We start from the raw sequence: 18,684 nt of genomic DNA, 5'->3' as shown, positions 1-18,684 counted from the left end.
CGTAAACTAATTATCTCAGTCATGTTACGCTTATGCTTCCGCCGACGGACGTCGGCCCGTGGTAGCCGATAACAAGAGATACCGCCTTGATGAAAGGCATTTTGGGACATAAAAACCGGGGATGATCCGTGTGGCCTTCGTGCCGTGCGGGAGAATCGCTTTATGGATAGTCAGGTTAATCAATAACAATAATGACCACACAATGTCGCTCACCCGAGCTGTTGCCTCTGAAAATCATTGCCACCGGGGCCGCGTTGCCGCCCAACCGCGTGGCGTCTTCTACGCTCGACGCTCGCCTGGGGAAACCGGCCGGCTACGTTGAAAAACGCTCGGGCATCGTTTGCCGCTATCACGCCGCCGACGATGCCAGCCAGGCCGAACTCGCTGCCGCTGCGCTGCAAGATGCGCTGGCTCGCCACGCCATCCCGGCAGCTTCCATTGACCTGCTGATCTCCGCCTCGGCGATATCGGTGCAGGCGCTGCCATGCACCGCCGCGCATATTCTCAAGGTGGCGGGGCTGGCGGCGGGCACGCCGGGCTTCGACATCAACAGCAGCTGCGTCAGCTTTATCTCTGCGCTGCAGGTGGCGGCGGGGCTGTTGAACGCCGGGACGTATCGGCGTATCGCCATCGTTTCGGCGGATCTCGCTTCACGCGGCATCGACTGGCAGCACGAAGAGTCGTCGCTGATTTTCGGCGATGGTGCCGCCTGCGCCATTGTGGAGTGCGGCGACGGCGCGAGCGGTATCCTCGCCAGCCTGGTGGAAACCTATCCCGCCGGCAGCGAACTGTGCGAGATCCGCGCCGGCGGTACGCGTCGTAACCCGCGCGCCGGCATGTGTGAGCAAGACTTCCTGTTTCATATGCAGGGCAAGCCGCTGTTCCGTCAGGCGTCGGCGCTGATTGAGGGCTACCTCGACCGGCTGCTGAACGCCAGCGGCCTGACCCTGGCCCAGATCGCCACCGTGGTGCCGCATCAGGCCAGCCATCTGTCGCTCGAACATATGCGCAAGCGGCTGCACGTCTCCAGCGAGGCGCTGGTCGACATCTACCGCCATCATGGCAATCAGGTGGCGGCGTCCATCCCGACGGCGCTGCATGCCGCTGCGACCACCGGGCGCTTCAATCCCGGTCAGCCGGTGATGCTGATCGGCACCGCCGCCGGGCTGGCGCTGGCCGGCATGGTGTTGCTGCCATGAGGGTGCTGGTCACCGGGGCGACCAGCGGGCTGGGACGCAACGCGGCGCAGTGGTTGCTGGAGGCCGGACATCAGGTGCGCGCCACCGGCCGCGATGAACGGGCCGGCGCAACGCTGCGTCAGCTGGGCGCCGAGTTTTGTGCGCTCGATCTGGCGCAGGCCACGCCGCAGCAATGTCGGGAGCTGGTGACCGACTGCGAGTGGGTGTGGCACTGTGCGGCCAAGTCTTCGCCCTGGGGCAGCAAGGCGGAATTTCACCGCATCAACGCCGCAGCGACGGAGAAGCTGGCGGAGGCGGCGGGGCGCTGTGGCGTGCGGCGCTTCGTGCATATCTCCACGCCGGCAATCTACTTCGATTTTCAGCCGCATTACGATCTTGACGAGGGTTACCGTGCCCGGCGCTTCGCCAATCACTATGCCGCCAGCAAGTATGCGGCCGAACAGCGCCTGTTGGCGCAGGCGAAGATCTATCCGCAAACCACCTACATTATGCTGCGGCCGCGCGGCCTGTTTGGCCCGCACGATCGGGTGATCGTGCCGCGGCTGTTGCAGCAGCTCGAACGCGATCGCGGCGTATTGCGATTGCCCGGCGGCGGGCAGGCGTTGCTGGATCTGACCTTCGCTCCCAACGTGGTGCACGCCATGGAGCTGGCCAGCCGGCAGCGCGGATTGCCGTCCGGCGCCGTGTACAACATCACCAACCACCAACCGCAGCGGCTGGCGGAGATGCTGGATGCGCTGCTGCGCCAGGCGCTGGGGCTGCGCTACCGGCTGCAGGCCGTGCCCTATCCGCTGCTGCATACGCTGGCCGGCGGCATGGAGCTGTGGGCAAGCCTGAGCGGCAAGGAACCGATGCTGACGCGCTACAGCGTGGCGGCGGTGCATTTCGACATGACCCTGAGCCAGACCCGCGCGATCGAAGAGCTGGGCTATCGGCCGCGTTACTCGATGGAAGAGGGGATCCGCCTGACCGGCGAATGGCTGCGGCAGCAAGGAGGCGGACAACATGGCTAAAGTCACCGTTTTTGAAGTGGGCTATTGCACGCATATCGGCTGCATGGCGCTGCGCGGCGCCGGGTTCCGGGTGTGCAAATTCCCGGCGCGCGCCTATCTGCTGGAGGTAGGGGAGCGCCGCTGGCTGTGGGATACCGGCTACGCGCATTATTTTCAGCAGCACACGCAGTCGGGGCTGTTCAGCCTTTACCGCCGCATGACGCCGGTCTATTTCGATCCCGCCGAGTCGTTGGCGCACCAGCTGCGCGAAGCCGGTTACACCGAAGGTGACATCCAGGCGCTGATCGTCTCGCATTTTCACGCGGATCACATCGCCGGGCTGCAGGATTTCAGCCAACTCGACTTTATTTGCTCTGGCGAAGGCTGGCAGCAAACCCGTGGGCTGCGCGGTTTTGCGGCGCTGAAGCGCGCCTTTATTCCCGGCCTGATCCCGGCGGACTTCGAGAGCCGCCTGCAGTTTATGGAGGCTTTTCCCTCGGTGGCGTTGCCCGCGCTGCTGGTGCCGTTCGATCGCGGTTACGTGCTGCCGGGCAGCGAAGGGCAGATCGTGCTGGTGCCGCTGCCGGGGCATGCGGCCGGCCATATCGGCGCCTTTATCCTCATCGATGCCGGTTGGACACTGCTGGCCAGCGACGCCGCCTGGTCGCCGCAGAGCTACCAGACGCTGCGCGGGCCTTCGCGCCTGGCCAATCTGGTGATGGACGACGCGGCGGCGTACACCCGCACGCTGGAGCGGCTCAACCAGCTGTGGGCGGGCGGCCAGGTCAACATTTTGCTGTGTCATGAGGGGGACCTGTGATCCCCTTCATGACCCTTTGGCACTATTTCCGCGCCCGACGCCTGCGCTTTGGCGATCGTGCGGCGCTGGAGGCGTATCAGGCCCGGCAGCTCACGGGCTTTGCCCGCCGGGTGCTGAGCAAGAGCCCCTATTTTCAGCGGTTCAGCCGCCGGCCGTTCGCCGAATGGCCGCAGATGGACAAGGCGCTGATGATGGCGCAGTTCGACCGGATGAATACCGCCGGGCTGCAGCGCGATGCGGTGCTGGCCTGCGCGCAGCGCAGCGAGGCGGATCGCGATTTCACGCCGAAGATCGGGCGCTACAGCGTCGGATTGTCGTCCGGCACCTCCGGGCAGCGCGGCGTGTTTGTCGTCAGCCCGCGCGAACAGCAGGTGTGGGCCGGCGGCATGCTGGCGAAAATGCTGCCGGACGGGCTGTTGGCCGGCGAGCGCGTTGCGCTGTTTCTGCGGGCGGACAATAACCTCTATCACAGCGTGAACAACCGTTGGCTGAGCCTGGCGTTTTACGATCTGCTCGCGCCGTTCAGTGCGCATCTGCCCGCCTTGGAACGGCAGGCGCCCAGCATCATCGTGGCGCCGGCGCAGGTGCTGCGCGCCCTGGCGCTGGCGGTGCTGGCCGGGCAGGTGACGCTGCCGGTCAAAAAAGCGATCTCGGTCGCCGAGGTGTTGGAAGAACAGGATCGCCGCCTGCTGCTGCAGGTGTTTCCGGCGGTTGGCGAAGTATATCAGGCCACCGAGGGGTTCCTGGCCGCTACCTGCGCGCACGGCACGCTGCATCTGAACGAAGAGTTTTTGCATATCGAACCGCAGTGGATCGACGAACTGCGCTTCACGCCGCTGATCACCGACTTTACCCGCAGTACGCAGCCGATCGTGCGCTATCGGCTGGATGATGTATTGGTGCTGCGCCAGGAACCCTGCCCATGCGGGCAACCGACGCGGGCGATTGCGCGTATCGAAGGGCGGCGCGACGATCAGCTGATGTTACCCGATGCGCAGCGGCAACCGCAGGCGGTGTTCGCCGATGCCTGCAGCCGGACGATCGCCAATGCGTTGCCGCTGACCAGCGATTACCGCCTGATCCAGCGCGGCGAGCAGCGGCTGGAGCTGATTGCCGATTGCAGCCAAGCGGAATTGGCGCACTGCCAGGCGCAGCTGATCGCGCTGTTCGCTCGCCAGGGCATCGCCACCGATCGGCTCGAATGGCGGCTGACGGTGCAGGCGGTATTGCCGCAGTTCGATCGCAAGCGGCGGCGCATCGTGCGCCAGGCGGAGGAAACATGAAAAATACGCTGTTCAGGCTAGGGCACATGTTGCTCGGCTGGGGGACGGTCGGGGTCGTGTATAGCCTGACCGATCGCCTGCAGGGGGCGGGAACCCTGTTGCCGCCGTCGGCGCTTGACCGGGCGATCCCGTTTAACCCGGCGGCCATTTGGCTCTATCTGTCGTTTTTTCTCATCGTCCCGGCAGGCTATTTGCTGGCGCCGCTGCGGCGAATCAAATGGCTGACGCTGGCGATGCAGCTGACGGCGCTGGGCGCCGGAGCGGTTTACCTGCTGTGGCCGACCACCATGGCCTATCCGCAGAACGAGGGCGTTGGGCTCAGCGCGCAGCTGCTGGCGGCGTTAACTCAGGTGGATTCGGCGCAGAACTGCCTGCCTTCGTTGCACATGGCGCTGACGGTGCTGGCGGTGTGGGCGCTGAGCGACGGCGAGCGCAAAATGCGGACGGCGCTGTGGATGCTGTGGGGCGTGGCGATCGCGTTCTCCATTCTGCAGCTGCGCCGTCACTTGTTTGTCGATTTGGCAGGTGGCGCCTTGCTGGCGCTATGCGCCGGTGGGCTGGCGCTGCGTATAAAGGCCCTGCGCAGGCGCGTGGTTAAAGGAGAAATGGGATGAGCGATCTGGCGTTGCCGATAGTGTTCATGCTGTTCATCGTGGTGGCCGAGGCGGTGGCGCTGCAGTGGGGGCGCCGTGAGCCGGTCAACTGGCACGATCTGGTGTTCAACCTGAACTCCGGCCATATCATGCTGTGGCTGTTCCGCGGGCTGGAGATCACCTGCTACGGCTACGTGGCCGCGCATTTCAGCCTGGGGCTGCTGGACGCCTGGCCGCCGCTGCTGATGTGGCTGTTCGCCCTGCTGGCGTGGGACTTCGGTTTCTACTGGCTGCATCGCCTGCACCACCGCTTCCGCGTGCTGTGGGCGGTACACGTGGTGCACCATCAGGGCGAGCACTTTAATTTGTCGCTGGGGGTGCGCAACTCCTGGTATTCGTCGCTGACGTCGATCCCGTTCTTTTTACTGTTGGCGTTGGCGGGCGTACCACTGTCGGTGTTCGTCGCGGTGTCGATTTTTCACTATAGCATTCAGCTGTTTAACCACAATGCGCTGACGCCGAAACTCGGCCTGCTGGAAAAAATTCTGGTCACGCCGGCGCATCACCGGGTGCACCACGTCAAGGACATGGCGTATTCCAATAAGAACTTCGGCGGCAGCTTTATCTTTTGGGACAAGCTGTTCGGCACCTTCTGCCCGGCGTTGCCGACCACGCCGTTCAGCTATGGCGTCAGCGGTGACAGGCCGTCTGCCAACCCGTTCTGGGCGAGTAATCTGCCGTTCCTGCGCTATTTGCGTCTGACATGGCGCCCGGCGCCGGGCCGACCACGCGACCGCCGTTCGGCACTCAGCGTATTCAGCGGCGCCATGCTGTTGTTCACGCTGGTGGTCGGCTACGTCTACCAATACGGCTATGGTTACGGCGACATCAGCTGGCCGCAAATGGCGCTGCTGGTGCTGCTGGCGTTGGGATCGGTAGCGCTGGGCGGCATGACGGAAGGGCGACCGTGGGCGAGCGCCGTCTGGCTGCTGATCGCGCTGGGCATGCCGCTGCTGTTTATCGGCTATCTTGGCTGGCCACAGCGCTATTGGCATATCGCCATGGCCGCCGTGGCGCTGCATGCCCTGTGCATCGCGCTGGGCTGGGGGCGAGTGGCCGCATCGGCCGCCGTGGAGGAACCGCATGGCTGAGTCATTGCCGCCGCTGCGTTTTCCCGCCGATGGCGAGCAGGCGTTTCATCGCGATCTCAAGCGCGCGGCGCACGCCTGCCTGGTGGGCGATCATCGCTATGCCGATGCCGCGCGGCTGGTCAAGGCCGCGCTGTTGTTGGTGTTGTGCGCCGGGTTTTACGCGCTCAGCCTGATGCAGCATCAGCCATGGGCGTTTTTCCTCTGCTATTTCCTGTTCGTGACCATGGGTATGCTGCTCAACGTCAACGTCAACCACGATGCTTCGCATAACGCCTTCCTGCGTGCGCCCTGGGCCAATCGCCTGGTGGGGCGGGTGGTGACGCTGCCGCTGGGCGTCGATCCGGACTATTGGCGTACGCGGCACGTGGATTACCACCACGTTTACGCCAACGTGGAGCATTACGATCTGGACACCGAAGAGAACGGCTTTTTCCGCCAGACGCCTTTCCAGCGCTGGCGGCCCCATATGCGCTATCAGCATCTGTACTGGCCGCTGATCGCCGCGCTCTCCTTGCCCTATATCGCCTGGATTTTCGATTGGTCCGATCGGCTCGATAAAACGCCGCTGCGGGAAAAACGCGTGCTGGCGGGGCGCGGCGGTTGGACGCTGTTCGTGCTGTGCAAGCTCGCGCATCTGGCGCTGGTGCTGGTGGTGCCGCTGATCGTGGGCCACTTGCACGGCATCGGCTGGGGCTGGGTGTTGCTGGCTTACGCGCTCAGCCAGATGTGCGCCTCGCTGCTGGTGGTGTTCTTGCTGCTGGGCACCCATTGGGCGCAGGCCGAGTTTTACCCGGCGCCGACGGGCGACAGCATGCCGCAAGGCTGGTATCGGCACAATTTCGCCACCGCCTGCGACTGGCAGCCCGAACCGCGCTGGCTGGAGCATCTGACCGGCGGGCTGAACTATCACCTGACCCATCACCTGTTTCCCGGTTGGAATCACCGCCACTATCCGGCGCTGGCCGCTGCGGTGGCGGAAGTGGCACAGCGGCACGGCATGGCGTACCGCTGCATCGGCTATCGCGAACTGCTGGCGCAGCAACAGCGCTTCTTGCGGCGGATGGGGCAGCCATGAAACCGCTGCGTCCGTTAGCCTATCGGCGCGACGACAGCGGGTTGCATCGCGCGCTGATGCAGGCCGCCCAGCACTATCTGGCGGCCAACGGCGATCACCGTTTCGCCGACGGCGGCATGCTGGCGAAGGTGACGCTGCTGCTGGCACTGTGCGGCCTGTGTTACGGGCTGAGCCTGCAGCAGCAAAACTGCTGGGCGTTTTTCGCCTGCTATTTCGGTTTTATCTTTATCGGCATGTTCCTGACGGTGAACGTGGTGCACGATGCTTCGCACAACGCGTTTTTCCGTCGGCCCTGGGCCAACCGCTGGTTGAACGCCCTGGTGAGCGTGCCGCTGGGGCTGGATCCCGACTGTTGGCGCGTGCGGCACGTGCTGTTCCACCATGCCCATAACAATATCGAACATTACGATCCCGACATCGACGCCAACGGCGTGCTGCGGCAAACGCCGTTCCAGCGCTGGCGCCCCTTTATGCGCGCGCAGCGTTACTATTGGCCGCTGGTGGCGGCGCTGACGTTCCCGTACTACATCTGGTTGTTCGATTGGCTGGACAGGGCGGGCCGCACCCGCGTGGCGGCGCGCATGGCGCAGCAGGGCGTGCGTGGCTGGTGCGGGTTTCTGGCGGGTAAGGCGGCACACCTGCTGCTGGCGCTGGCGATCCCATGCTGGCTGCTGCCGCCGGCTATCGGCATCGGGCAAATTCTGCTGGTCTATTTGCTGAGCCAGATGCTTTCTTCCTTGCTGTTCGTGATGTTGATCATCGGCACCCACTGGGCCAAGGCCAACTTTTATCAGGCGCCGGCGCAGGGCACGATGCCGCACGGCTGGTATCACCACGTGTTCGCCACCACCTTCGACTGGCTGACCCGGCCGCGTTGGCTGGGGTACTGGCTCGGCGGGGCGAACCTGCATTTGACGCATCATCTGTTCCCGCACTGGAGCCACCGCCATTACCCGGCGCTGAGCCGCATCATCGGCGAGGTGGCGCCGCGTTTCGGCATCGACTACCGCCTGCTGGAACTGGAGGAGCTGTTGCGTCTGCAGCAACGCTTCCTCAGCGCGATGGGCCGCAAGCCGTACTAGCGTTGCATGCGGATTGTGCGAGGCGTTACGCAGTTCACTAATTGAACGATATTTGCCCTTCCAGTAGACTTTCCCTCTGTGAATCAACGGCCACAGGAGGTGGACTATGCGCAGCTTGCCGATTCGGTTATCGAACAAAATTGATGATGATCTGAACGATATCGCCCGGCGTCACGGGATGGAAAAAACCGAGGTAATCAAAATGGCGTTTGCACTGATTACCCTTGCCGATAAGTACTGGATGAAACAGGATGGTACTTCTCTTGGCATTGTTCGGGAGAAGGGTGAACAGCTTGAAGCGGTGGGGCGGGTCGTGGAGATCTTCCCATGAACATCGAAAGCCGTAATCTGCGCGATGAGGCCAGCCAGGTTTATCTGGAGCAGGTCTTGGTCTTCGACGAAATGGAGCGGCTGCGCCTGGCACGCCAGGTGCTGTGCGGGATATTCGCCGTCAGCGTGGGCGTATTCGCCGCCCACGCGTATTGGGAGAAAAACGAAGCGCTGAATCAGGTGTTTGAGCTGGTGAAGATCGGCGCCTTGCCGCTGGTCACGCTGGTGGTCTCTTTTTACTTTCCCAACAGCGCGTCCAGATAAGGCGCCGCGTCAATGCGACTTCATGCCCGCCGCGGTCATCAGCAGGCGGAACAGTGAGGCAACCACGAATAACCCCAGCACGCTGGCGCTCCAGATGATCACCAGCCAACCGATGCGTTTCCACCAGGGCGCCGGAGCGGCGGTTGCCGTTTTATCTTGCATAGCGTCCTCCCTTCTCAATGATAGCCGTGTTCATGGCTGATCTTGCCGCGGAACACGTAGTAGCTCCAGAAGGTGTAGACCAGAATGATTGGGATGATGAACAGCGCGCCCACCAGCATAAAGCCGAGGCTCTGCGGTGGTGCTGCGGCGTCCCACAGGCTGATGGCCGGCGGGATCAGGTGCGGCCAGATGCTGATGCCAAGCCCGCTCAGGCCGAGGAACACCAGCAGCAGCGTCAGCATAAACGGCGAGTAGTGCGCGCCGCGTTTCACTCCGCGTTGAATTCCCCAGGCGCTGAGCAGCACCAGCAGCGGTACCGGCAGCAGCCAGAACAGGTTAGGCAGCGTAAACCAGCGGGCGGCGATTTCCGGATGGGCGATCGGCGTCCAGACACTGACCGCAGCCAGCACCAGCAACAGGATGGCCAGCAGCGGCGTCGCCAGGTGATACATGCGTGCCTGCAGTTCACCGGCGGTTTTCATCACCAGCCAGGTACAGCCGAGCAGGGCATAGGTCACCACCAGCCCCAGCCCGCAGAACAGCGCGAACGGCGTTAGCCAGTCCAGCGCGCCGCCGGCGTAGGTGCGGCCTTCTACCGGGAAGCCGTTGATCACGGCGCCCACCACCACACCCTGGCTGAAGGTGGCGAACAGTGAGCCCCAAATAAACGCCTTGTCCCAGATATGGCGCTTCTCCGGCGTCGCCTTGAAGCGAAACTCGAAGGCCACGCCGCGGAAAATCAGCCCGATCAGCATCAGCGTCAGCGGGATCGCCAGCGCGTCGAGGATGACCGAATAGGCCAGCGGGAAGGCGCCGAACAGTGCGGCGCCGCCCAGCACCAGCCAGGTCTCATTGCCGTCCCACACCGGGGCGACGGTGTTCATCATCAGATCGCGGTCGCCGCTCTCTTTCACCCACGGAAACAGGATGCCGATGCCCAGGTCGAAACCGTCCATCACCACGTACATCATGGTGCTGAACACGATGATGACAAACCAAATCAGCGGAAGATCGATACCCATGTTCAGCTCCTGTCGTCCAGAGTGTCGTTGACCGCGGACAGCGGACGCGCCGGCCGGCCCTCGGTATTGTCTTCTTGGTGTTCATGCGGCTGCGGCCCTTTGCGGATCAGGCGCATCATGTAGGAATACCCCACGCCGAACACCGAACAGTAGACGATGATGAACGCCAGCAGGCTGATGCTCATGTGCAGGTCGCCGTGCGCGGAGACCGCATCCTTGGTGCGCAGCAGGCCGTACACCACCCACGGTTGGCGGCCGATCTCGGTGGTGAACCAGCCCGCCAGCAGCGCCAGCAGCCCGGAAGGGCCCATCCACAAAATGAAGTACAGGAACGGACGCGACTGATACAGCCCGCCGCGCCAGCGCAGCCACAGGCTCCACACCCCGGCCAGAATCATCAGCATGCCCAGCCCGACCATGATGCGGAACGACCAGAACACCACGGTGGAGTTGGGGCGATCTTCCGGCGGGAAGGATTTTAGCGCCGGCACCTGTTCGGTCAGGCTGTGCGTCAGGATCAGGCTGCCGAGGTACGGCACCTCCAGCTTGAAGCGGGTTTCTTCGCGCTGCATGTCCGGCCAACCGACCAGGATCAGCGGCGTGGCTTCGCCCGGCGGGTTCTCCCAGTGGCCTTCGATGGCGGCGATCTTCGCGGGCTGGTGTTTCAGCGTATTCAGGCCGTGCGCATCGCCGATCATCGCCTGCACCGGCGCGACGATCAGCGCCATCCACATCGCCATCGACAGCATTTTGCGCATCGCCGGGGTATCGCGGCCACGCAGCAGGTGCCAGGCGGCGGAGGCGCCGACGAAGAACGCCGAGGAGAGGAAGGCGGCGGTGGACATGTGCAGCAGGCGGTACGGGAAGGATGGGTTGAAGATCACCTTCAGCCAGTCGACCGGCACCACCTGGCCGTTGATGATTTCATGCCCCTGCGGCGTCTGCATCCAGCTGTTGGAGGCCAGGATCCAGAAGGTGGAGATCAACGTGCCGAGTGCCACCATGCAGGTAGCGAAGAAGTGCAGCCCCGGGCCGACGCGGTTCCAGCCGAACAGCATCACGCCGAGGAAACCGGCTTCGAGGAAGAAGGCGGTCAGCACTTCATAGGTCAGCAGCGGCCCGGTAATGCTGCCGGCGAACTCGGAGAAGAAGCTCCAGTTGGTGCCGAACTGATAGGCCATCACCAGCCCGGAGACCACGCCCATGCCGAAGTTAACGGCGAAAATCTTTGACCAGAAATGGTAAAGCTCGCGGTAGGCTTCATTGTGCGTTTTCAACCATAACCCTTCCAGCACCGCCAGATAGCTGGCTAAACCGATGGTGATGGCGGGGAAGATGATATGGAAAGACACGGTGAAGGCGAACTGTATTCTGGCGAGTTCCAGTGCATCAAGACCCAGCATGGCGCCTCCTAGGGTTGAACATAAATTAACCTCTTGAGTATAGCTGTCATTTTTATGTGAAATACTTGGCGTTAAGTTAAGCACGGAGTACAGTGACTATAATAGTGACAGTTATTTTACTTTTTCATATAACAGTTAATGGTTATGACCCGATACGAGCAGCTTGCGCAGCAGATTAGAGAACAGATCCAGAACCGGGTGTGGCGGGCGGGCGACAAGCTGCCTTCGCTGCGCGAGAGCGGCAAACGCGCCGGATTGAGCCTGATGACGGTGGTGCAGTCTTACCAACTGCTGGAGAGCCAGGGGTGGATCGTCGCCCGGCCGCAGTCGGGCTACTACGTGGCGGCGCGTCCGCAGCCGCTGCCCCAGCCTTCGCGCGGCGAGAAGCTGTTGCTGAGCGAGCAGGTGGACATCAACGCCTTTATTTTCGACGTGCTGCAGGCCTGCAAGGATCCGGATATCGTGCCTTTCGGTTCGGCCTTTCCCGACGCCACGCTGTTCGCCCAGCCGAAGCTGGCGCGGGCGCTGAGCAGCGTAGCGCGCAAGTTCACGCCGCACAGTTCGCTGGCCAACCTGCCGCCGGGCAATGACGCGCTGCGGCGGCACATCGCCCAACGCTATGCGCTGAGCGGCATGCAGGTTGCGCCGGACGAAATCGTCATCACCGCCGGGGCGATGGAGTCGCTCAGCCTCAGCCTGCAGGCGGTGACCCAGCCGGGCGACTATGTGGCGATCGAATCGCCGGCGTTTTACGGCGCGCTGCAGGCGCTGGAACGGCTGCGGTTAAAGGCGGTGGCGATCGCCACGCATCCGCAGGACGGTATCGATCTGGACGCGTTGCAGCAGGCGGTGGAACAGTATCCGATCAAGGCCTGCTGGCTAATGACCCACTTCCAAAATCCGCAGGGCGCCACCCTGCCGGAGGCCAACAAGCAGCGCCTGGTGGAGCTGCTGCGCGAACGGCAGATTTCGCTGATCGAAGACGATGTCTACGGTGAGCTGTACTTCAGCGCCGAACGGCCGCTGCCGGCCAAGGCGCTCGACAGCGGCGGCCAGATCTTGCACTGCTCGTCGTTTTCCAAATGCCTGGCGCCGGGCTTTCGCGTCGGCTGGGTGGCGGCGGGGCGTTATGCGCAGCAGATCCAGCGTTTACAGCTGATGAGCACCGTTTCCACCAGCGTGCCGACCCAGATGGCGCTGGCGGATTATCTGCTGCACGGCGGCTACGATACCCATCTGCGGCGGCTGCGGCGCCTGCTGGCTCAACGCCAAAGCGCGATGCGTCAGGCGATCGCCCACCATTTCCCGCCGACGGTGAAGGTCAGCCAGCCCGACGGCGGGTATTTCCTGTGGCTGGAGCTGGATCCGGCGCTGTCGTCGATGGAACTGTACCGGCGGGCCCTTTCCCGGGGCATCAGCATCGCGCCGGGGCGCATGTTCACCACCGGCGACCATTTCAACCACTGCTTCCGCCTCAACGCCTCTTTTGAATGGAACGATCGGTTTGAAGAGGCGATCAAAACCTTAGCCAAACTTATCCGGGGGCTGGCTGCGACCGGTTGAACCGCGATTTGCAGCGGGCTTTGCCCCAGAAAAATTCATAATGCTTTTTTCGGCAATGGAATGCCGGTTTCGTTGTTAGACAGCCCTCCAGCCGCCCATTACTCTGCGATAAATTTTGTCACATTTTTATCAACGGGTAGACGAGGGGCAGTGGGTGAGTAGAATAAAAAACAAGCTAAACAAACTGTTGCGTTATAGGTTGACGCCGCTGGCGTTGATCTGCGCGCTGGGATTGAGCGGCGTCGTTCAGGCGGAAACGCTGGCCGAAGGCATCACGCCGGCCAGCGACGTCAGCCGGGTGCCGGTCGCCGCCAAGCTGCGCAAAGACACCGTGGTGGCGGGCATCTCGGAACCGCAGGGGATTTTCAACCCGTATCTGTTCACCAACGGCTGGGACGAGAACGTAACCGACGTGATCTTCAGCCGCCTGATCGGCCTGGACAGCCAGGGCAAGCCAGAAGGGCGATTGGCGGAGTCCTGGCAGGTCAGCCCCGATAATCTGACCTATACCATCAAGCTGCGGCCGAATCTGGTCTACAGCGACGGCTCGCCGCTGAAAGCCGACGATATCGCCTTTACCCTGACGCTGCTGCACGATCCGGCCTATGACGGCGACACCGATATCACGCCGGCGCACATCCAGGGCGGCGCCGAGTATAAAAACGGTACCGCCGCCGGCATCAGCGGGCTGAAGGTGATCGACGATCGCACCATTCAGATCGTCACCACCCAGCCGGGCGCGACCACGTTGCAACTGATTGGCGGGCCGGTATTGTCGCGGGCTTACTACGGCAAAGACTATCAGCGCGGCAAGCTCGACAGCGTGCGCGCCTTGAACGGCAAGCCGCTCGGCAACGGCCCCTATATTTACGACAAGTACGTGCCGGGGCAGGAGATCCGCTTCCACGCCAACCCGAACTTTTACCTCGGCCCGCCGCCGATGGCGCGCTTTATCTACCGCGTCACCAACCCGGCCACCAACTTCCAGCTGTTCCAGACCGGTGAGACCGACTACGACGCCTTTACCGCCAAGCCGGACGATATCGAACAGCTCAAGCTGCTCGGCTTCGCCAATATCAACCTTTACAGCTCAAGCGATTACAGCCGCGTTGATTTCAACCTCAGACGCCCGGCCCTGCAGGACAAGCGGGTGCGTCAGGCGCTGATTTACGGCCTGGATCGGCAAAAACTGATCGCCGTGGTGTACCAAGGGTATGGCAAGGTCGCCAACCAGCCGATTTCGCCGATCTCCTGGGCTTACGACGCCAACGGCATCAATCCTTACGCTTACGATCTCGATAAGGCCAAAAAGCTGTTGGACGAGGCTGGCTGGCAAGTGGGCGCTGACGGTATCCGGCAGAAAGACGGTAAAAAGCTGGAGCTGACGCTGCTGGTGACCAAAAAGCTGATCAACGACGCGCTGGTGCCGATCGCCAAGGATAACTACCGCCGGCTCGGCGTGGTGCTGAAACCGCAGGTATTGGATTTCAACGCGCTGCTGGCGCAGCGCAAGGCGGGCAATTACGACCTGGCGTCCCTCAGTACCAGCACGCTGAACGATCCGCACGACGGCGTGCGCGATTTCATCAGCCGCGAGAGCGAGACCGGCTACCACAACCCGCAGGTGGATGCGCTGATCGCCAGGGCCAACGCCACGCTGGATATCGCCCAGCGCAAGCCGCTGTACCACCAGCTGTATCAGGCGCTGTCGGACGATCCGCCGGTGATCCTGCTCGGCAACCGCGAGATTTTGAGCGCCAGCAGCGCGCGCGTCACCGGCTTTAAACCGGATATCTACAACGGATTGGTCGGCAGCCTGCCGAACGTCAAACCGGCGCCGTAACGCCCTGACGCCGCCGCGCCATTCCGTGCGGCGGCGATGGAACCCGCGATGAGAAACTTTATCTTGCGCCGTCTGTTGCAGACTATCCCGATGCTGTTGTTGGCTTCCTTGCTGATTTTTTGCATTTTCGCCCTGGCGCCCGGCGATTTTATCGACGGCAACATCAATTTGACCGCGCAACGCGCCGCCGAGCTGCGGGCGCTGTATGGGTTGGATCAGCCGTTGTTCAGCCGCTACCTGCACTGGCTCGGCCGCTTGCTGCAGGGCGATCTCGGTTTTTCGCTGCAGTATCAGATCCCGGTCAGCACGTTGCTGAATCAATACATCTGGAACTCGTTCCTGCTGGCGGCGGTGGCGATGGTGCTGTATTGGGGCATCGCGTTGGCGGTGGGGGTGATCTCGGCGATGAAACCCTATTCGCTGTTCGATCATCTGATCACCGTGGCGGTGTTCGCCGCTATGTCGTTTCCGACGTTCTTCCTGTGTCTGCTGCTGATCAAATGGTTCGCCGTCGACCTGCACTGGCTACCGGCGGGCGGCATGTTGCGTACCGGCAGCGAAGCGAGCGGACTGGCCTGGGCGCTGGAGGTGGCGGCGCACCTGCTGTTGCCGGTGCTGGCGCTGGTGATGCTGCAGGCCGGCAGCCTGACGCGCTATTTTCGCGCCAGCATGCTGGAGGTGATCCGCATGGACTATATCCGCACCGCGCGCGCCAAGGGGCTCAGGGAGAAAACGGTGATCCTCAAACACGCGCTGCGCAATGCGCTGTTGCCGATCATCACCCTGCTGGGGTTCGAGCTGCCGGGATTGTTCTCCGGCGCGCTGATCACCGAAAAAATCTTCAACTGGCCGGGCGCCGGACATATCCATATCGATTCGTTGGCGGCGCGTGATTACCCGGTATTGATGGGGTTCACGCTGTTTCTGGCCGCCTTGACCATTCTCGGCAATCTGCTGGCGGATATTCTGTACGCCTACGCCGACCCGCGCATTCGCTTGAGGTAACACGATGTTGGTTACGCTGTTTTTCGGCCGCCGTCGCCGCTGGCGCCAGGCGCAACTGCCTGCGCTGGCGCAACTGTCGCCACCGCCCGCCGCTCAGGCCTGGCGACGTTTGCGCCGCCACCGACCGGCGATGATTTCGCTGGCGTTGCTGGTGCTGTTGGCGCTGCTGTGCCTGATTGGGCCGTCGCTGTCGCCGTGGCACGACGATGCCGGCGACGTGCTGAATATCAACCAGGCGCCGAGCGGCGCGCACTGGCTGGGCACCGACTTTCTCGGCCGCGATATCTGCACCCGGCTGCTGCTGGCGGGGCGGATATCGCTGACCATCGGCCTGGTGTCGATGCTGCTGTCGGTAACGCTGGGCTACGTGCTGGGGGCGCTCGCCGGTTATCTGGGGGGCGTGGCGGACAGGCTGATCATGCGCTTCGCCGATCTGCTGATGACCATTCCCGGCCTGCCGCTGTTGATCATCATGGGCGCGATGCTGACCGAACTCGACGTGTCGCCGGACTACCGCATCTACATGGTGATGATCATGCTGAGCCTGCTGGGCTGGCCGTCGCTGGCGCGGCTGGTGCGCGGCCAGATCCTGTCGCTGCGCGAGCGGGATTTCATGTTGGCCACCGAAGTGCTGGGGCTCTCCACCCGGCGGCGCCTCTTCGGCCATCTGTTGCCCAATACCGTGCCGATTTTGGTGGTGGTCGCCACCATGGCGGTGGCCAACGCCATCCTCAGCGAGTCGGCGTTGAGCTACCTTGGGCTGGGCGTGGTGCCGCCGACGCCGTCGTGGGGCAACATGATGGACGCCGCCAATAGCCTGATCGACTTTCAGCGCCGCCCCTGGCTGTGGATGCCGCCCGGGCTGGCGATCTTCGTCACCGTGGTGGCGATCAATATTTTGGGCGACGGCCTGCGGGACGCGCTCGATCCGAAAATGAACGGGGTAACACGATGAGCCAACCGCTGGTGGCGTTCGAGCGACTGTCGGTGTCGTTTCAGGGGGAACAAGGGCCGGTGCGGGCGGTGCAGCAGGTCAGCCTTGAGCTGCAGGCCGGGCAAACGCTGGGGATCGTCGGTGAGTCGGGCTGCGGCAAAAGCGTGACCGCCATGGCGCTGATGGGGCTGTTGCCGCAGCCGCTGGCGCAGGTAGACGGCGGTGAAATTCGCTTTGAAGGGCAAAACCTGCTGTCGCTGCGGGCCTCCAAGATGGCCGATCTGCGCGGCAACCGACTGGCGATGATCTTTCAGGAACCGATGAGCGCGCTCAATCCGGTGTTGACCCTCGGCGAACAGCTGGTGGAGCCGCTGATTCGCCACCTGACCCTGTCGCCGAAAGCGGCCTGGCGTCAGGCGATTCAACTCTTGACTGAAGTGGGGTTGGCGCGCGCCGAGGCACTGATGCGCTGCTATCCGCATCAGCTTTCCGGCGGCATGCTGCAGCGCGTGATGATCGCTATGGCGATCGGGTGCCGTCCGGCGCTGCTGATTGCCGACGAACCGACCACGGCGCTCGACGTTACGGTGCAAGCGCAGATCCTGGCGTTGCTGCGTGAGCAGAACCGGCGACACAACATGGCGATGATCTTGATCACCCACGATCTTGGGGTGCTCGCTCAGATGGCGGATCGGCTGGCGGTGATGTACGCCGGGCGCGTCGTCGAGCAGGGCACGACGCGGGAAGTGCTCGCCGAACCGCGGCACCCTTATACTCAGGGGCTGATCGCCTCGCGGCCGGTGCCGGGGCAGCGGCTCCGCCGTCTGTATTCCATTCCCGGCCAGGTGCCGGATCTGGCGCGCTTGCCTGATCACTGTGCGTTTGCCGAGCGCTGTGCGCAGGCTTCCGCTCGCTGCCGCGATGGCATTCCGCCGCTGTACGGCACGCCGCAGCGCCAGTCCGCCTGTTTCCTCAACGCCGGAGGGCGCCCGCATGTCGACTGAACCTTTGGTGGAAGTGAAAGGATTAAAGAAATATTTTCCGCTGCGCGACGGACTGTTCGGGCGCACCACCGGTCAACTGAAGGCGGTGGACGACGTCAGCTTCAGCATTCGCAAGGGGCGCATTTTCGGGCTGGTGGGCGAGTCAGGCAGCGGAAAAACCACCGTCGGCCGCACGCTGCTCGGCCTGCACGACAAGACCGCCGGTGAGGTAATGTTCAAAGGGCTGGCACTGGATAGCCTGAGCAAAGATGCGCTGCGCGCCCTGCGGCCGAAAATGCAGTTAGTGTTTCAAGATCCGTACAGTTCGCTGAACCCGCGCCTGCGCGTGGGCGACGCTATCGGCGAAGCGCTGTTGCAGCACGGCCTGGCAAGCAAGGCAGAACTGCGCGAACGCGTGCTCGATACCCTGGCGATCTGCGGGCTGTCGCCGCAGCATTATGGGCGGTTTCCGCATGAGTTTTCCGGCGGCCAGCGGCAGCGCATCGGCATCGCGCGCGCGCTGATCCTGCAGCCGGAGTTTATCGTCGCAGACGAACCGATATCGGCGCTCGACGTGTCGATTCAGGCGCAGATCATCAATCTGTTCTCCGATTTGCAGGAACGGCAGGGGGTGACGCTGCTGTTTATCTCGCACGATCTCGGCGTGGTGGAGCATCTGTGCCAGGATGTGGCAGTGATGTATCTGGGGCAGATCGTTGAGAGCGCCGATCGCGACGCGCTGTTTCGCCAACCGCTGCATCCCTACACGCAGGCCTTGTTGGCAGCGGTGCCGACGCTGGATGTGCAACGCGCGCCGGCGTGGGTGGCCGGCGGCGAGCCACCGAACCCCGCCAACCCGCCGCGCGGCTGCCGTTTCCATCCCCGCTGCCCGCTGGCCACGGCGCAGTGCCGCGAACAGGCGCCGCAGCTGCGCAGCGTGGCGCCCGGTCATCAGGTGGCTTGCCACCTGGTCGGCTAGC

General features: G+C 63.2%; 19 protein-coding genes. 16 read left to right on the top strand and 3 right to left on the bottom strand.

Annotated elements, in window-relative coordinates:
- The first annotated feature begins 191 nt into the window (after positions 1–191).
- From FOT55_RS19720 to FOT55_RS19675, 10 genes are all read left to right on the top strand, one after another.
- Positions 192–1,199, top strand: coding sequence for a 3-oxoacyl-[acyl-carrier-protein] synthase III C-terminal domain-containing protein (locus tag FOT55_RS19720; protein WP_049204102.1), 1,008 nt, complete (start codon positions 192–194; stop codon positions 1,197–1,199).
- Entirely contained in the window at positions 1,196–2,212 is a 1,017-nt protein-coding gene (locus FOT55_RS19715; RefSeq protein WP_147823907.1) for an NAD-dependent epimerase/dehydratase family protein, read from the top strand. Before FOT55_RS19720 ends, FOT55_RS19715 begins: the two co-directional genes overlap by 4 nt.
- Positions 2,205–3,011 (top strand): MBL fold metallo-hydrolase, encoded by an 807-nt coding sequence (locus FOT55_RS19710; RefSeq protein WP_147823906.1) that lies wholly within the window; start codon positions 2,205–2,207, stop codon positions 3,009–3,011. The genes FOT55_RS19715 and FOT55_RS19710 overlap by 8 nt, the downstream gene beginning before the upstream one ends.
- Complete coding sequence (locus FOT55_RS19705; RefSeq protein ID WP_147823905.1) at positions 3,008–4,294, top strand: F390 synthetase-related protein; 1,287 nt, start codon at positions 3,008–3,010, stop codon at positions 4,292–4,294. Before FOT55_RS19710 ends, FOT55_RS19705 begins: the two co-directional genes overlap by 4 nt.
- Complete coding sequence (locus tag FOT55_RS19700) at positions 4,291–4,908, top strand: phosphatase PAP2 family protein (protein ID WP_147823904.1); 618 nt, start codon at positions 4,291–4,293, stop codon at positions 4,906–4,908. Before FOT55_RS19705 ends, FOT55_RS19700 begins: the two co-directional genes overlap by 4 nt.
- Complete coding sequence (locus tag FOT55_RS19695; RefSeq protein ID WP_147823903.1) at positions 4,905–6,038, top strand: sterol desaturase family protein; 1,134 nt, start codon at positions 4,905–4,907, stop codon at positions 6,036–6,038. The genes FOT55_RS19700 and FOT55_RS19695 overlap by 4 nt, the downstream gene beginning before the upstream one ends.
- A complete protein-coding gene (locus FOT55_RS19690) occupies positions 6,031–7,113 on the top strand; it encodes a fatty acid desaturase family protein (RefSeq protein WP_147823902.1) in 1,083 nt (360 codons plus the stop codon). Before FOT55_RS19695 ends, FOT55_RS19690 begins: the two co-directional genes overlap by 8 nt.
- Positions 7,110–8,195, top strand: coding sequence for an acyl-CoA desaturase (locus FOT55_RS19685; protein ID WP_147823901.1), 1,086 nt, complete (start codon positions 7,110–7,112; stop codon positions 8,193–8,195). Before FOT55_RS19690 ends, FOT55_RS19685 begins: the two co-directional genes overlap by 4 nt.
- A gap of 106 nt (positions 8,196–8,301) precedes the next feature.
- Positions 8,302–8,526, top strand: a complete 225-nt coding sequence (locus FOT55_RS19680) for a hypothetical protein (RefSeq protein ID WP_025303190.1) — start codon at positions 8,302–8,304, stop codon at positions 8,524–8,526.
- A complete protein-coding gene (locus tag FOT55_RS19675; protein ID WP_033643416.1) occupies positions 8,523–8,789 on the top strand; it encodes a hypothetical protein in 267 nt (88 codons plus the stop codon). Before FOT55_RS19680 ends, FOT55_RS19675 begins: the two co-directional genes overlap by 4 nt.
- Positions 8,790–8,798: 9 nt before the next feature.
- Here FOT55_RS19675 and FOT55_RS19670 read toward each other — a convergent pair whose 3' ends face one another.
- The 3 genes from FOT55_RS19670 to FOT55_RS19660 are packed head-to-tail and all read right to left on the bottom strand — an operon-like array spanning position 8,799 to position 11,376.
- A complete protein-coding gene (locus tag FOT55_RS19670) occupies positions 8,799–8,951 on the bottom strand; it encodes a DUF2474 domain-containing protein (protein WP_071605360.1) in 153 nt (50 codons plus the stop codon).
- Positions 8,952–8,965: 14 nt separating this feature from the next.
- Positions 8,966–9,973, bottom strand: a complete 1,008-nt coding sequence (cydB, locus tag FOT55_RS19665; protein ID WP_025303188.1) for a cytochrome d ubiquinol oxidase subunit II — start codon at positions 9,971–9,973, stop codon at positions 8,966–8,968.
- Positions 9,974–9,975: 2 nt separating this feature from the next.
- Entirely contained in the window at positions 9,976–11,376 is a 1,401-nt protein-coding gene (locus FOT55_RS19660) for a cytochrome ubiquinol oxidase subunit I (protein WP_016927376.1), read from the bottom strand.
- Between the two features lie 144 nt (positions 11,377–11,520).
- Between FOT55_RS19660 and FOT55_RS19655 the strand changes: the two genes are divergently transcribed.
- From FOT55_RS19655 to FOT55_RS19630, 6 genes are all read left to right on the top strand, one after another.
- Positions 11,521–12,939 carry an aminotransferase-like domain-containing protein gene (locus tag FOT55_RS19655; RefSeq protein ID WP_025303187.1) on the top strand — a complete coding sequence of 473 codons (1,419 nt, stop codon included), beginning with the start codon at positions 11,521–11,523 and terminating at the stop codon, positions 12,937–12,939.
- 187 nt (positions 12,940–13,126) lie between these two features.
- Entirely contained in the window at positions 13,127–14,782 is a 1,656-nt protein-coding gene (locus FOT55_RS19650) for an ABC transporter substrate-binding protein (protein ID WP_060433289.1), read from the top strand.
- A 48-nt stretch (positions 14,783–14,830) separates the two neighbouring features.
- Complete coding sequence (locus tag FOT55_RS19645) at positions 14,831–15,787, top strand: ABC transporter permease (protein ID WP_004934604.1); 957 nt, start codon at positions 14,831–14,833, stop codon at positions 15,785–15,787.
- A gap of 4 nt (positions 15,788–15,791) precedes the next feature.
- Positions 15,792–16,742 carry an oligopeptide ABC transporter permease gene (gene opp4C / locus FOT55_RS19640; RefSeq protein ID WP_060433287.1) on the top strand — a complete coding sequence of 317 codons (951 nt, stop codon included), beginning with the start codon at positions 15,792–15,794 and terminating at the stop codon, positions 16,740–16,742.
- A complete protein-coding gene (locus tag FOT55_RS19635) occupies positions 16,739–17,725 on the top strand; it encodes an ABC transporter ATP-binding protein (RefSeq protein WP_060433284.1) in 987 nt (328 codons plus the stop codon). Before opp4C ends, FOT55_RS19635 begins: the two co-directional genes overlap by 4 nt.
- Positions 17,715–18,683 (top strand): ABC transporter ATP-binding protein, encoded by a 969-nt coding sequence (locus FOT55_RS19630; RefSeq protein WP_060433282.1) that lies wholly within the window; start codon positions 17,715–17,717, stop codon positions 18,681–18,683. Before FOT55_RS19635 ends, FOT55_RS19630 begins: the two co-directional genes overlap by 11 nt.
- Position 18,684: the final 1 nt, after the last annotated feature.

It is taken from the genome of Serratia bockelmannii, from assembly GCF_008011855.1.
GTDB classification, from domain to species: Bacteria; Pseudomonadota; Gammaproteobacteria; order Enterobacterales; family Enterobacteriaceae; genus Serratia; species Serratia bockelmannii.
This window is presented reverse-complemented; position numbering and strand designations above follow the sequence as displayed.

What these genes read in the sequence shown, in the direction of transcription:
- FOT55_RS19720 (WP_049204102.1), top strand. Translation starts at nt 192, where the DNA reads ATGACCACACAATGTCGCTCACCCGAGCTGTTGCCTCTGAAAATCATT.
- FOT55_RS19715 (WP_147823907.1), top strand. Translation starts at nt 1,196, where the DNA reads ATGAGGGTGCTGGTCACCGGGGCGACCAGCGGGCTGGGACGCAACGCG.
- FOT55_RS19710 (WP_147823906.1), top strand. Translation starts at nt 2,205, where the DNA reads ATGGCTAAAGTCACCGTTTTTGAAGTGGGCTATTGCACGCATATCGGC.
- FOT55_RS19700 (WP_147823904.1), top strand. Translation starts at nt 4,291, where the DNA reads ATGAAAAATACGCTGTTCAGGCTAGGGCACATGTTGCTCGGCTGGGGG.
- FOT55_RS19695 (WP_147823903.1), top strand. Translation starts at nt 4,905, where the DNA reads ATGAGCGATCTGGCGTTGCCGATAGTGTTCATGCTGTTCATCGTGGTG.
- FOT55_RS19690 (WP_147823902.1), top strand. Translation starts at nt 6,031, where the DNA reads ATGGCTGAGTCATTGCCGCCGCTGCGTTTTCCCGCCGATGGCGAGCAG.
- FOT55_RS19685 (WP_147823901.1), top strand. Translation starts at nt 7,110, where the DNA reads ATGAAACCGCTGCGTCCGTTAGCCTATCGGCGCGACGACAGCGGGTTG.
- FOT55_RS19680 (WP_025303190.1), top strand. Translation starts at nt 8,302, where the DNA reads ATGCGCAGCTTGCCGATTCGGTTATCGAACAAAATTGATGATGATCTG.
- FOT55_RS19675 (WP_033643416.1), top strand. Translation starts at nt 8,523, where the DNA reads ATGAACATCGAAAGCCGTAATCTGCGCGATGAGGCCAGCCAGGTTTAT.
- FOT55_RS19670 (WP_071605360.1), bottom strand. Translation starts at nt 8,951, where the DNA reads ATGCAAGATAAAACGGCAACCGCCGCTCCGGCGCCCTGGTGGAAACGC.
- cydB (WP_025303188.1), bottom strand. Translation starts at nt 9,973, where the DNA reads ATGGGTATCGATCTTCCGCTGATTTGGTTTGTCATCATCGTGTTCAGC.
- FOT55_RS19660 (WP_016927376.1), bottom strand. Translation starts at nt 11,376, where the DNA reads ATGCTGGGTCTTGATGCACTGGAACTCGCCAGAATACAGTTCGCCTTC.
- FOT55_RS19655 (WP_025303187.1), top strand. Translation starts at nt 11,521, where the DNA reads ATGACCCGATACGAGCAGCTTGCGCAGCAGATTAGAGAACAGATCCAG.
- FOT55_RS19645 (WP_004934604.1), top strand. Translation starts at nt 14,831, where the DNA reads ATGAGAAACTTTATCTTGCGCCGTCTGTTGCAGACTATCCCGATGCTG.
- opp4C (WP_060433287.1), top strand. Translation starts at nt 15,792, where the DNA reads ATGTTGGTTACGCTGTTTTTCGGCCGCCGTCGCCGCTGGCGCCAGGCG.
- FOT55_RS19635 (WP_060433284.1), top strand. Translation starts at nt 16,739, where the DNA reads ATGAGCCAACCGCTGGTGGCGTTCGAGCGACTGTCGGTGTCGTTTCAG.
- FOT55_RS19630 (WP_060433282.1), top strand. Translation starts at nt 17,715, where the DNA reads ATGTCGACTGAACCTTTGGTGGAAGTGAAAGGATTAAAGAAATATTTT.